This window comes from Vogesella indigofera (genome assembly GCF_003633895.1).
Lineage (GTDB): Bacteria > Pseudomonadota > Gammaproteobacteria > Burkholderiales > Chromobacteriaceae > Vogesella > Vogesella indigofera.
On the sequence record NZ_RBID01000017.1, the window covers coordinates 282,806 to 296,434 of the forward strand.

Consider the following 13,629-nt stretch of genomic DNA (forward strand, 5'->3'; position numbering starts at 1 on the left):
TCGCGCCATGCAAACCATCCTCGCCCAGCTGATCGCTTTTGACACCACCAGTCGTGAGTCCAACCTGGCCCTGATCCGGTGGGTGCAGGACTATCTGGCGCAGTTTGGCGTGGACAGCACGCTGACTTTTTCCGATGCCGGCGACAAGGCCAACCTGTTTGCTGTGATCGGGGGTCCGGCGCTGCCGATCGTGGTGTTGTCCGGGCACACCGACGTGGTGCCGGTCGACGGCCAGAGCTGGCAGAGCGACCCTTTCATCATGAGCGAGCGCGAGGGTCGTCTCTATGGTCGCGGCAGTTGCGACATGAAGGGCTTCATCGCGTGCGTGCTGTCCCTGGTCGAGGAGTGGACAAGGTTGGCCGCAGCCGGCCAGTTGCAGCGCGCCATCGGTATCGCGCTGTCTTACGACGAGGAAGTCGGTTGTCTGGGCGTCGGGCGCCTGATTGCCGACCTGCAGCAGCGACAGTTGCCGATCGAGGGCTGCATCATCGGCGAGCCGACCATGATGCGGCCGGTGATCGCCCACAAGGGCATTGCCCATTACCGTTGCCGCGTGCTCGGCCGCGCCGCGCATTCCTCGCTGACGCCCAAGGGTGTCAACGCCATCGAGTATGCCGCCAAGCTGATCGTGCACATCCGCAAGCTGGCCGATGCCGAACAGAGTTTCGGCATGCGACAGGCACTGTATGACGTGCCGTTCACCACCTTGCAGACCGGCGTCATCCACGGCGGCACCGCGGCCAACATCGTGCCCAAGGATTGCGAGTTCGTGTTCGAGTGCCGCTGGCTGCCGGGTGACAATCACCAGCGTTTCGTCGACTCGGTGCGCGACTACGCGGCGCTGCTGAGCGCGGAGATGCAGCAGGTGGCGCCAGAGGCGGCGATCAGCTTCGAGCCGCTGGTCAACTGCCCGCCGTTCGAATCGGACGCCGACAGCAGTGTGCGCCAGCATGTCGACGCGCTGTGCCATGGTTGCCTTGGCGAAGCGGTGGCCTACACCACCGAGGCCGGCCGCTTTGCCGAGGCCGGTATTGCCGCGGTGGTGTGCGGCCCCGGTTCGATCGAGCAGGCGCACCGTCCCGACGAGTATGTTGAGCTCGGCCAGCTGGCGCTGTGCCGCGACTGGCTGTTGCGGCTGACCGAGCGCCTTGTGCGCCCGGTGGGGCTGTAAGAGGCTGTTCACGATCTGTTGCGACTTGATCCCGGTGGGGCATAGGCTGTTGAAAGCGGCTTAGGCATGCTTGTTCATCTCTGGATAAACGCCGCTTCCTCAGCCGTTTTCGCCTTGTCTCGCGTGAGCGTGCGGATCATGAACACGCTCTAAGAATCTTCTTTACTGTCTTTCGTTCCCCCTTCAAAATCCCGACCCTCCATTGCGGTGGAGAGTGATGCCCGCGCCGTTACCCACGGCGGCGGGCTTGTTGTCATTTCAAGGTGGGACAAACCATGAAACAAACTACGCAACCCGCGACACCCGCGGGTCAGGCGCGGGATGCCTTTACCAGCAGCTTCGGCGTGCTGGCGGCGACGCTCGGTTCCGCGGTCGGGCTGGGCAATATCTGGAAGTTTCCTTATGTCACCGGTGCCAATGGCGGCGCCGGTTTCCTGCTGGTGTACCTGCTGGCCACGCTGTTGGTCGGCCTGCCGGTGATGATTGCCGAGATCATGCTTGGCCGCAAAGCCAAGGCCGACGCGGTCACCACCCTGCGGGTGCTGGCACCGGCCGGGCAATACTGGTGGCTGATCGGTGCCTCCGGGGTGCTGGCGGCGTTCCTGATCCTTTCGTTCTATTCCGAAGTGGCGGGCTGGGTGTTCGCCTATGTGTTCAAGGCCATCGGCGGCGACATCCTGAGCAAGGATCCGGCGCAGACCTCGGCCGCGTTCGGCGCGCTGGTGTCCGATCCGCTGCAGTCGCTGCTGTGGCAGTGGGGCGTGCTGCTGTTCATCGGCGGTATCTTGTTGCTGGGCGTGGCCAAGGGTATCGAGGCGGTCACCAAGAGGCTGATGCCGGTGCTGTTCATCCTGTTGCTGGTGCTGGGCGTGCGCAGCCTGATGCTGCCGGGCGCGTCGCAGGGGCTGGCCTTCCTGTTCGCCCCCGATTTTTCCAAGATCACCGCCGAAGTGGCGTTGATCGCGATGGGGCTGGCGTTCTTCAAGTTGTCGATCGGCATGGGCACCATGATGACCTATGGCAGCTATTTCCGTGATGACCAGAACATTCCTGCCACCACGGTACGGGTGATGAGCGCCGACCTGTTCGTGTCGATGCTGGCCGGTATCGTGGTGTTCCCGGCGGTGTTCACCTTCGGCTTCAAGCCGGAAGCCGGGCCGTCGCTGCTGTTCATCACCATTCCGGCGGTGTTCGCCAGCATGCCGATGGGGCACCTGTTCATGGTGCTGTTCTTCGTGCTGTCGGCGGTGGCGGCCACCGGTGCCATGCTGTCGCTGCTGGAAGTGCCGGTGTCGGTGATGGTCGGCCGTTTCGGCATCAGCCGTGCCAGGGCGACGCTGATCAACCTGCTGCTGCTGGGCGTGATCGGCGCCAGCTGCGCGCTGTCCAACAGCGTGCTGGCCGACGTCAAGCTGTTCGGCATGACCTTCTTCGACTTGTTCGACTTCGTGTCATCGTCCATCCTGTTGCCGATAGGCGGCATCTTCATCTGCCTGTTCGTGTCCTGGGTATGGGGCAAGGACAAGATGATGGCGGCACTGTCGAACGAAGGCGTGCTGCACAACCGTGTCGTGGTGCAGCTGCTGTACGGTTTGCTGAAATACGTGACCCCGCTGCTGATCCTGCTGGTGATGCTGAAGGGGCTGGGGCTGCTGTAAGTCGGGCAGGGGCTGCCGTATTGGCAGTCTCTGCTATAGAACAAGCAGGAGCAGGGCAAGCAGAAACGGGAGAAGAGGATGGCAGGCCGATTGCTGGTTGGCGCCGTTGCCGCCGCCTGCGGTGGCGCACTGGTGCTGTTCTTGCTGCTGTCGCAGGAGCGCCTGCCGGTGGCGGAGTCCGTGTTCCCGCCGGATCGCAATGGCGACCTGCTGCGTGACGACGTCGGCGAGCTGATTGCCGCGCGCTTTGCCGGCAATGCGGCGGCGTTTGCCGCCAGCAGCCAGCTGGCGCGGGCGTGGCAGCGCGCGGTGCGGCAGACCGATCCGGCCAGGCTGGGGCCGGAGGTGACGCAGGTGCGCTACGCGATGTCCTGTGTGCTGAGCGAGCAGACGCTGGGCAAGGCCAGGGTCGATGCGCAGACCATGCTGCACTTCCTCGACCTGCTGCATGCGCGGATGTTCGATACCCTGGCGCGGCGGCAGCTGTGGCAGCAGTACGAACGCAGCGCCAGCCGCATTCCGCACGGGGAAACGCCGCTCAACCCCTGTCGTTTCGACGTCTCGGCGATGGTGGGCTGAGCCGTCACGCCATCAAGCAAACGTTGGCCGCAAGTGATTGCGGCCAACGTTTTTTTATTCGCTTTTCGGACGCAGCGCGGCGAGGGCCGCCTTTTGCATTTCCAGGGTGCGGATCTGCATCGACAGCGCGCCCAGGTTCATGGTGAGCCAGGTTTCCACCACGCGCAGCTCGGCCATGCGGCGGTCGATTTCCTCTTCGCTCATCGGTGGCAGGAACGGCTGGGCGCCCGGCGGGGTCGCGCTTTGCATCATCTGGCGGAACAGGGCGAACGGATCGGCAGGATTGAAATCGGCACTCATCGGAACCTCCACAAGGTTGGCCGCAACATAAAAAAACGGGTGAACATGACGTTCACCCGTTCAGTATAACCACTATCGGCGGTTAGCCATTTGCTTGTACATCCACCGCGGCCAGCGCCACCATGTTGACAATGCGGCGTACCGAGGAGATCGGGGTCAGGATGTGCACCGGCTTGGCCATGCCCATCAGGATCGGGCCGATGGTCACGCCGTCGGACGCCGAAACGCGCAGCAGGTTGTAGCTGATGTTGGCCGCTTCCACGTTTGGCATCACCAGCAGGTTGGCGGCGCCCTTCAGCGTGCTGTCCGGCATCGCCTGCTGGCGGATGCTTTCGATCAGCGCGGCATCGCCCTGCATTTCGCCGTCGATTTCCAGTTCCGGATGCGCTTCCTGCACCAGTGCCAGCGCGTCGCGCATTTTGTAGGCGCCTTCCGAGTTCCAGGTGCCGAAGCTGGAGTTGGACAGCAGGGCCACTTTCGGGTTGATGCCGAAGCGGCGTACCGACTGTGCCGCCATCTCGGTGATCGCGGCCAGCTGCTGCGCGTCCGGATTCGGGTTCACGTAGGTGTCGGCGATGAAGATGTTGCCGGTCGGCAGGATCAGCGCGTTCATGGCGCCGGCGACCTTGTCCTGGCGGGCGTAGCCGATCACGTTCTCGATGATGTCGAAGTGCTGGCGATACGGGCCGTAGGTGCCGCAGATCATCGCATCCGCTTCACCGCGACGTACCATCAGCGCACCGATCAGGGTGGTGTTGCCGATCACGCGGCGACGCGCCTGTTCCTGCGACACGCCCTTGCGCTTGCTCAGCTCGTAGTACTCTTTCCAGTACTCGGCAAAGCGCGGATCGGACTCGTTGTTGACCAGGTCGAAGTCGACACCGGCGCTCATCTTCAGACCCAGTTTCTCGATACGCTTCTCGATCACCGACGGACGGCCGATCAGGATCGGGTAGGCCAGGCCTTGCGAGATGATTTCCTGGGTGGCGTGCAGCACGCGCTCGTCTTCACCTTCGGCCATTACCACGCGGGCCTTGGCTTTCTTGGCCTGGGTGAATACCGGCTTCATGAACAGGTTGGTCTTGTACACGAACTGCGCCAGCTGCTCGACATAGGCATCCATGTCGGCGATCGGGCGGGTGGCCACGCCGGAATCCATCGCCGCCTGGGCAACGGCCGGGGCGATCTTCACGATCAGGCGCGGGTCGAACGGTTTCGGAATCAGGTATTCCGGGCCGAACGACAGTTCCTGGTCGCCGTAAGCGGTGGCCACCACGTCGTTCTGCTCCGCCATCGCCAGGTCGGCAATCGCGCGTACGCAGGCCAGCTTCATCTCTTCGTTGATGGTGGTGGCGCCCACGTCCAGCGCACCACGGAAGATGAACGGGAAGCACAGTACGTTGTTGACCTGGTTCGGGTAGTCGGAACGGCCGGTACCGATGATGGCGTCCGGGCGGACTTCCTTCACCAGCGGTGGCAGGATTTCCGGTTCCGGGTTGGCCATGGCGAGGATCAGCGGGTTGGCTGCCATCGACTTGACCATGTCCTGGGTGACCAGTTTCGGGCCGGACAGGCCGAGGAAGATGTCGGCGCCGACCATGGCGTCGGCCAGTTTGCGCTGACCGTTGTCCTTGATCGCGAAGCGCTTCTTCGACTCGTCCATCTTGTCGTCGCGGTTTTCAAAGATCACGCCTTTGGAATCGCACACGGTGACATTTTCACGCTTGATGCCCAGTGCCACCATCAGCTCCAGGCAGGCAATGGCGGCCGCGCCGGCGCCGGAGGCGACCACGCGGACATTGCCGATTTCCTTGTTGATCAGGCGCAGTGCGTTCAGGACTGCGGCGGCGGCGACGATGGCGGTACCGTGCTGGTCATCGTGGAACACCGGGATGCCCATGCGTTCGCGGCACTTCTTCTCGATGTAGAAGCATTCCGGCGCCTTGATGTCTTCCAGGTTGATGCCGCCGAAAGTCGGTTCCATCGCGCAGATGATGTCGACCAGCTTGTCCGGGTCGTTCTCGGCCAGTTCGATGTCGAATACGTCGATGCCGGCGAACTTCTTGAACAGCACGCCTTTACCTTCCATCACCGGCTTGCCGGCCAGCGGGCCGATGTTGCCTAGGCCCAGCACGGCGGTGCCGTTGGTGACCACGGCCACCAGGTTGCCACGGGCGGTGTACTTGTAGGCGTTCAGCGGGTCTTCCACGATCGCGTCGCAAGGTGCTGCCACACCTGGCGAGTAGGCAAGGGCCAGGTCGCGCTGGGTGGCCAGCGGCTTGGTAGGGGCGACCTGGATCTTGCCCGGCTGTGGGAACTGGTGGAAATCGAGTGCGGCTTGACGCAGTTGCTCGTCCATTCTGTTGGCTCCTGATTATTATTTCATGAGGGTGTGGAGAGGGTTGACATTATAGGGCCAACCCTTAGTTGCGGGCTATGCCGTGTCCGACAAAAAACGCGATGGAGAGGTTCCATCGCGTTTTTGCGGCCAGGGTGCTTGTTACATCATGCCTAGGGTCTTGGGCAGCCACAGCGAAATCATCGGTACATAGGTGACCAGGCCAAGGAACGCCAGCATGGTCAGCAGCCACGGCCATACCGCCACCGTCAGCTCGGTGATGCCCATCTTGGTGATGCCGGAGGCCACGTACAGGTTCAGCCCCACCGGCGGATGGCACATGCCGACTTCCATGTTGACCACGATCAGGATGCCGAAGTGCACCGGGTCGATGCCCAGCTGCATCGCCACCGGGAACAGGATGGGCGCGAAGATCAGCACGATCGACGACGGCTCCATCACGTTACCGGCCAGCAGCAGGATCACGTTTACTGCCAGCAGGAAAGCGATCGGGCCGAGGCCGGCATCAATCAATGACCCTGCCATCGCCTGCGGGATGCCTTCGCTGGTCATCAGGAAGGAGAACAGCACCGCGTTGGTGATGATGTACAGCAGCATCGCCGACATGCTGGCCGAATCGAGCAGCACCTTGGGCACCTGCTTCAGCGTCAGGTCCTTGTAGATGAACACGGCGACGATGAAGGCGTACACCGCCGACATCGCGGCTGCCTCGGTCGGGGTGAAGATGCCGGTGTAGATGCCGCCGATCACCACCACGATCAGGAACAGGCCCCACATCGATTCGCGCAGCGCCTTGACGCGTTGCTTGAAGGAGGCTTTCGGCAGGCGCGGGTAGTTGAACTTGCGCGCACGGTACCAGGTGGTCAGGCCGAGGAAGGTGGCCAGCATCAGCCCCGGGATCACGCCGGCCATGAACAGCTGGCCGACCGAGGTGTTGGTGGCGACCGAGTACATCACCATCACGATCGACGGCGGGATCAGGATGCCCAGTGCGCCGGAGGTGGTGATGACACCGGCGCCGAAGCTGTTGGGGAAGCCCTGTTTCACCATTGCCGGCAACAGGATGGAGCCGATGGCGACCACGGTGGCCGGGCTGGAACCCGATACCGCGGCAAACAGCGCGCAGGCCACCACGCCGGCGAGGCCAAGGCCGCCGTGCCAGTGGCCGACCATCGACGAGGCGAAGTTGATCATGCGTCTGGCCACCCCGCCGTGGGTGAGGAAGTTACCGGCGAGGATGAAGAACGGAATGGCCATGATCTCGAACTTCTCGATACCAGTGAACAGCTTCAGCGCCACCGCCTCGATCGGCACGTCGGTCATGGTGAACAGGAAGGTCAGCACGGTGAGGCCGAGCGAGATGGAGATCGGCATGCCGGTCAGCATCAGCACCAGCAGCAGGCCGAAAATGATGAGGGCGCTCATTGCTTGCCTCCTTTGTTGGCTACGTCATGCGGGTGCAGGTTGTCGTCCAGCGCGAACCAGTTGCTGTCTTCGGTGACGTCGTCCATGCCTTCGACATGGCTGTGGTCGTGTTTCGGCAGCTCGCCGGTTTTGAGGAAGTTGACCATTACCTGCAGGAAGCGGAAGCACATCAGGTAGGAGCCGCACGGTACCGCGAGGTAGACCAGCCACATCGGCACTTCCAGGTCGGCCGAGGTTTGCTCGGTATGGCCGATTTCCCAGACAAAGGTGGCGCCCAGGGTGCCGACGATGCCGGTGAACAGCGCGCCGGCGAGCAGGCCGATGACGATGAACTTGGCGCGGTTGTTGTCGGACAGCTTGTTGATCAGCACGTCGACGCCGACGTGGATGCCGGTGCGCACGCCATAGGCGGCACCGAACTTGGCCATCCACACGAACAGGTAGATGGTCAGTTCCTGTGCCCAGCTGGTATGGATATCGGCAAGCAGGGGTTGAAGCAGCTCGATGCCGCTCCCGTAACGGTGCACGACGGCGAAGAAGGTGATCAGCGTCGCGGCGGCCATCAGGGTGGCGATCAGCCACTCCTCGAGGTGGTCGAGGAATTTCATGATAGTGACTCCGGTTAAGACAAAGGTTGGCCGCATGCCATGCTGCGGGATGCGGCCAACCTTCTGTCAGTCAGATGCGGTTCAGTTCGGGGTGTAGCCGGTCTGCTTGTAGATCAGCTGTACCAGGCCTTCGCCGATGCGGTCGTCCATCTTGGTGTGAACCGGAGTCAGGGCTTTCTTGAAGGCGGCGCGTTCTGCCGCAGTCGGGATATAGATCTGGGTCTTGCCGGAGGCCTTGATCTTGGCCAGATCGCTTTCGTTTTCCTGCTGCGCAATCTTGTTGGCGTAGACGGTGGCTTCCTTCATCGCGCCATCCAGCGTGGTGCGGATGTCGGCCGGCAGGCCGTCCCAGAACTTCTTGTTGACGATCACGGCATAGCCGAGATAGCCGTGGTTGCTCACCGTGGCGTGCTTCTGCACTTCGTGCATCTTCTGCGTCAGCATGTTGGACGGCGGGTTCTCGGTGCCGTCCACCACGCCGGTCTGCAGTGCCTGGTAGGTCTCGGAGAAGGCCATCACCTGCGGCAGGGCGCCGAGGGCGCGCATTTCTTCTTCCAGCACCTTGGACGACTGGATGCGCATCTTCAGGCCCTTGAAGTCGGCCGGCGACTTCAGCGGCTTGTTGGCGGAGAAGATCTTGAAGCCGTTATCCCAGTAGGCGAGACCCTTGATGCCCTTGTTCTCGAGCTTGGCCAGCAGCTGCATGCCGATCGGGCCCTGGGTCACCTTGTGCAGTTCGTCGTAGCTGTCGAAGATGTACGGCAGGTCGAAGACCTCGAATTCCTTGGCGCCCAGCGGGCCGAACTTGGCCAGACTTGGTGCCAGCATCTGTACCGCGCCCAGCTGCAGCGCTTCCAGTTCTTCCTTGTCCTTGTACAGCTGGCTGTTCGGGAATACCTGTACCTGTACGCGGCCCTTGGTGCGGGTTTCGGCCAGCTTTTTGAAGTATTCGGCGGCCTTGCCTTTCGGCGTGTCCTGCGCCACCACGTGGCTGAATTTGATGACGAAATCAGCGGCGTGGGCTGCGCCAGCGAAGCCGAAGGTGGCTCCGATTACAAGGGCTGCATATTTCAGTTTCATCTCGGTACTCTCCTGTTATTTGTCGTGTTGTGCGTGTTATCGTCCGTGTCAGACAAACGGACTGTCCACCACATCAACATTAGTTCCCGCAATGGGGGCTGACCATTGGGGACTTCCGCATTGGGGTTTTCCCTAGTGATTGATGCTGTTTGCCCTGGTTGCCCGTATGCAATTGATAGTTACTCCCCCGCTGAAATCGTCGCCCCGCCTGCTGTGGCTGGGGGTGATCCTGACCCTGACCGCCTTGCTGGCGGCGCTGGCCGGCCTCTATTCCGTGGTCTACCGCGACTGGGTCGACGAGCAGCGCGACAGCCTGGTGCAGGAGCTGTTGTGGCTGGAGCAGAGCCTGCGCCTGCATCTGGAGGGGCACCAGCAGACGGTGGAGAGCATGACGCCGGACCTGCAGGGCGGCGCAGCCGGGCAGCAGCGTTTTGTCGCCGCCGCCAGCCTGCTGCGGCGCGAGAGCCGCGAGATCGCCGAGGTGCAGTGGGTGGACGGCCGCGGTCGCGTGCTGCTCGACGGCAGCGGCATGGCCAATGGCGGGCAGCAACTCGAAGGTGGCAGCTACGACGCCTTGTGGCGTGCAGAGCGCCTGAAGCGGCCGGTGTTCGGCACGCCGTATCGTGCCGCGGACGGCAAATACCGTTTCGATCTGGCGGTGCCGGTGCTGGTGCACGGCCGCTATCAGGGCGGGGTGCGCATCGTCTATGACATGGCGGCGCTGCTGCACCACCAGGTGCCGTGGTGGATCGCCTCGCAATACCACATCAGTGTGGTGGACCTGGACGGCAAGGCGCTGGCCAGCAAGTTCGAGCAGACGCCGCCGCAGAACACGCTGTTCCACCAGATCAGTTTCGATCCCCCCGGCTACGGCCTCAGCCTGCGCGCGGTCAGCTACCGCGCCGGTGTCGGGCTGGCGCTGCCGGTACTGTCCAGTTTCATCGGCCTGCTGACGCTGGCGCTGCTGTATTCGCTGTGGCGCATCCGTGGCCACGTGCGCGAGCGGGCGCAGGCGGAAAAGGCGCTGCAACACGAGATGATCCTGCGCCAGGCGATCGAGAACAGCATGAAAAGCGGGCTACTGGCGCTGGATCTGCGTGGACAGATCGTGCACGTCAACCGCGCCTTTTGCGAGCTGACCGGGCTGGACAGCGCCGAGCTGGTCGGCCAGTCGCCGCCGTATTCCTTCTGGCCGCAGGAGGAGGGGGCGCTGCTGCAGGCGGCGATGCAGGCGGTGCTGGGCGGCGAATTGCCGGAACACGGCTTCGAACTGCCGTTCTGCCATCGCGACGGCGAACGTTTCGAGGTGCGCTTCTACGCCACGCCGCTGCGCGGCAATGACGGCCGCCACACCGGCTGGGTGGCATCGCTGTACGACATCACCGAGCTGAAGAAAAAGCGGCTGGCGCTCAACTATTCGCACCAGCGCTTCCTGTCGGTGCTCAACGGCCTCGATGTTGGCCTGTGCGTGACCGACGGCGCCAGCTCGCAACTGCTATACGCCAACCCGGCCTTCGCCGAGATGTGGGCGCAGTTCGAGCCGGCTGGGCTGTATTGTCCGATGCTGCCGGGGCTGGCCGGTGCGGCACCGGCGGACCGCGTGTCGCTGGAGTTTTCGCCGGACCACGACGAGCACTGGTTCCAGCTGCAGTACCGCAAGATCAGCTGGGTCAACGAGGAGGAGGCGTGGCTGGCGATGCTGGTCGACGTCACCGAGCAGCGCCAGCGCGACGAACGGGCGCGGACGCAGGACGAGCGCTTCCAGACCACCTCGCGGCTGATCGCGATGGGCGAGATGGCGTCCAGCCTGGCGCACGAGCTGAACCAGCCGCTGACCGCCATTTCCACCTACGCCGCCGGGGTGTCACGGCGGCTGCCGGAGGCGGTGCAGCAGCAGCACGGCGTGCTGGAGGCGATCCAGGCCATCGTGCAGCAGGCGCGCCGGGCCGGGCAGATCGTCAACAGCATCCGCGCCTTCGTCAAGAAACACGCGCCACAGCTGGAGAATGCCGATCCCGATCTGGCGGTGTCGCGCGCCCATGCGCTGGCACTGCCGCTGGCGGAGAAATACGGCGCCCAGCTGCTGTGGGAGCCGGGTGGCAAGCCGGTGACAGTGCAGATGGATCCGGTGCTGATCGAACAGGTGCTGCTCAACCTGATCAAGAATGCGGTGGAGGCGATGCGCGAGGCCGATGTGCGGCGGCCGCTGGTGGCGATCCGCACCGAGGCCGGCGAACGCTTCTGGCGGGTGGAGGTCAGCGACAGCGGGCCGGGGCTGGCGCAGGAGGTGAAGGACAACCTGTTTACGCCGTTCTATTCCACCAAGCCGGACGGGATGGGCATCGGCCTCAATATCTGCCGCTCCATCGTCGAATTCCACCATGGCGAATTCGGCGTCAGCGACACGCTGGCCGGCGGCTGCGTGTTCTGGTTCACCCTGCCGCTGTCCGGCCACAACGGCGCGCAGTAGCCGGACGAGGGCAAAGGTTGGCCGCAACGGTTGCGGCCAACCTTGTGCCTCAGCCTGCCGGCGTCAGCACGGTATCGTGGCAGGTGGCGTCGGTCTGCGGATAGTCGCGGCTGAAGTGCAGGCCACGGCTCTCCTTGCGCAGCAGGGCAGAGCGCACGATCAGCTCGGCGGTCTGCACCAGGTTGCGCAGCTCGATCAGGTCGTTGGTGACGTGGAAGTGGCTGTAGTACTCGTTGATCTCTTCCGACAGCAGGTTGATACGGTGCAGCGCCCGCTCCAGTCGCTTGTTGGTGCGAACGATGCCGACGTAGTCCCACATCGCGCGGCGCAGCTCGTCCCAGTTGTGCGAGATCACCACCTCTTCATCCGGATCGGTGACGCGGCTGTCATCCCAGTCCGGAATCGCCGGCAGCGGCACCGTCTTCGACGCCACGATATTGGCCGCGGCCGCCTTGCCGATCACCATGCACTCCAGCAGCGAATTGCTGGCCAGACGGTTGGCGCCGTGCAGACCGGTGCAGGCGACCTCGCCAACCGCGTACAGACCGTCGACATCGGTGCGCCCTTCCAGATCGGTGACCAAGCCGCCGCAGGTATAGTGCGCCGCCGGTACCACCGGAATCGGCTGCTGGGTGATGTCGATGCCCAGCTCCAGGCAATGTGCGTAGATATTGGGGAAGTGCTCCTGGATGAAGCTGGCCGGCTTGTAGGAAATGTCCAGATAGACGCAGTCGAGGCCGTGCTTCTTCATTTCGAAGTCGATGGCGCGCGCCACCACGTCGCGCGGTGCCAGCTCGGCGCGCTCGTCGTGCTGCGGCATGAAGCGGGTGCCGTCCGGCAGGCGCAAGATGCCGCCTTCGCCGCGCACCGCCTCCGAGACCAGGAACGACTTGGTGTGCGGGTGGTACAGGCAGGTCGGGTGGAACTGGATGAATTCCATATTGCCGACCCGGCAGCCGGCGCGCCAGCCCATGGCGATGCCATCGCCGGTGGCGGTATCCGGATTGGTGGTATAGAGGTAGACCTTGCCGGCGCCGCCGGAGGCGAGGATGGTATGGTTGGCCGCAATGGTCACCACCTCGTCCAGATCCTTGTCCAGCGCATAGGCGCCATAGCAGCGGTTTTCGCTGCGCCCCAGCTTCTTGCCGGTGATCAGGTCAACCGCAATATGGTTTTCCAGTACGCGGATACGCGGGTGAGCCTTGATCTTCTGGCCGAGCGTGGAGGTCACCGCCGCACCGGTGGCGTCGGCGGCATGGATGATGCGGCGATGACTGTGGCCGCCCTCGCGGGTCAAGTGAAAGCCGGTCTGGTGACTGGCATCCCGGGTGAACGGCACGCCGAGGTCTACCAGCCAGTCGATGGCATCCTTCGAGTTCTCGACGATGAAGCGGGTAGTTTCTTCATTACATAGCCCGGCGCCGGCGATCAGCGTGTCATCGATATGCTTGGCGACCGAATCGCCGGTGTCCAGCACCGCGGCAATGCCGCCCTGCGCATAAGAAGAACTGCCCTCCAGCAAATCCCGCTTGGTGATCAGGCCGACCTCGTAATGCTCGGCCAGATGCAGCGCCAGGGTCATGCCGGCCAGGCCGCTACCAATAATCAGGACATCAAACTTCAGTGTTGTCATTGTCGAATCGCTCTGAAACCGTGGTGAAAGCACACGCTGAAACAAAAAAGCAAGATTAGCAGAATCGCCCATCGCGTGCTGCGTCACGCCAAAGAATCATTGCGGCCAACCTTTTTCATTTTTCTTGGTGGGGTGGTGGTTTTAAAATCAAGGGCTTGCCGCTTTGGTGCTGGAAAGTGTGTTTGCGGGTGTTGACGCGGGTGGCGGGCTTCGCTATAGTTCGCCTCCTCAGCTGACGCCGCAAACGAAACGCGACGCAGCACTGCTCTTTAACAGAACGAATAACCGATAGGTGTAAGTGTCTGGCTTAGCCAAATACTTGCACTGTCAAGATTCTGAGAAACGA

10 protein-coding genes are annotated in these 13,629 nt (G+C 63.0%); 4 read left to right on the top strand and 6 right to left on the bottom strand.

From position 1 onward, the window contains the following. The first annotated feature begins 7 nt into the window (after window positions 1–7). The 3 genes from argE (at window position 8) to C8E02_RS14560 (ending at window position 3,408) form a co-directional block, all read left to right on the top strand. Complete coding sequence (argE, locus tag C8E02_RS14550) at window positions 8–1,171, top strand: acetylornithine deacetylase (RefSeq protein WP_120811865.1); 1,164 nt, start codon at window positions 8–10, stop codon at window positions 1,169–1,171. A 275-nt stretch (window positions 1,172–1,446) separates the two neighbouring features. Then, entirely contained in the window at window positions 1,447–2,829 is a 1,383-nt protein-coding gene (locus C8E02_RS14555; protein ID WP_120811868.1) for a sodium-dependent transporter, read from the top strand. 78 nt (window positions 2,830–2,907) lie between these two features. Then, a complete protein-coding gene (locus tag C8E02_RS14560; protein ID WP_147424506.1) occupies window positions 2,908–3,408 on the top strand; it encodes a hypothetical protein in 501 nt (166 codons plus the stop codon). Window positions 3,409–3,462: 54 nt separating this feature from the next. Here C8E02_RS14560 and C8E02_RS14565 read toward each other — a convergent pair whose 3' ends face one another. From C8E02_RS14565 to C8E02_RS14585, 5 genes are all read right to left on the bottom strand, one after another. Continuing rightward, window positions 3,463–3,708, bottom strand: coding sequence for a PhaM family polyhydroxyalkanoate granule multifunctional regulatory protein (locus C8E02_RS14565; protein WP_120811874.1), 246 nt, complete (start codon window positions 3,706–3,708; stop codon window positions 3,463–3,465). 82 nt (window positions 3,709–3,790) lie between these two features. Further along, complete coding sequence (locus C8E02_RS14570; protein WP_120811876.1) at window positions 3,791–6,067, bottom strand: NADP-dependent malic enzyme; 2,277 nt, start codon at window positions 6,065–6,067, stop codon at window positions 3,791–3,793. 141 nt (window positions 6,068–6,208) lie between these two features. Continuing rightward, entirely contained in the window at window positions 6,209–7,492 is a 1,284-nt protein-coding gene (locus C8E02_RS14575) for a TRAP transporter large permease (protein ID WP_047967004.1), read from the bottom strand. Beyond that, the gene (locus C8E02_RS14580) at window positions 7,489–8,100 is read right to left on the bottom strand and encodes a TRAP transporter small permease (protein WP_120811879.1); all 612 of its coding nucleotides are present in this window, start codon (window positions 8,098–8,100) and stop codon (window positions 7,489–7,491) included. Before C8E02_RS14580 ends, C8E02_RS14575 begins: the two co-directional genes overlap by 4 nt. Window positions 8,101–8,181: 81 nt before the next feature. Beyond that, window positions 8,182–9,180, bottom strand: coding sequence for a TRAP transporter substrate-binding protein (locus C8E02_RS14585; protein ID WP_120811881.1), 999 nt, complete (start codon window positions 9,178–9,180; stop codon window positions 8,182–8,184). Window positions 9,181–9,346: 166 nt separating this feature from the next. Between C8E02_RS14585 and C8E02_RS14590 the strand changes: the two genes are divergently transcribed. Continuing rightward, window positions 9,347–11,650 carry a PAS domain-containing sensor histidine kinase gene (locus C8E02_RS14590; RefSeq protein ID WP_120811927.1) on the top strand — a complete coding sequence of 768 codons (2,304 nt, stop codon included), beginning with the start codon at window positions 9,347–9,349 and terminating at the stop codon, window positions 11,648–11,650. Between the two features lie 49 nt (window positions 11,651–11,699). On the opposite strand, the gene nadB is transcribed toward C8E02_RS14590, so the two are convergent. Continuing rightward, window positions 11,700–13,283, bottom strand: coding sequence for an L-aspartate oxidase (nadB, locus tag C8E02_RS14595; protein WP_120811884.1), 1,584 nt, complete (start codon window positions 13,281–13,283; stop codon window positions 11,700–11,702). Window positions 13,284–13,629 lie beyond the last annotated feature (346 nt).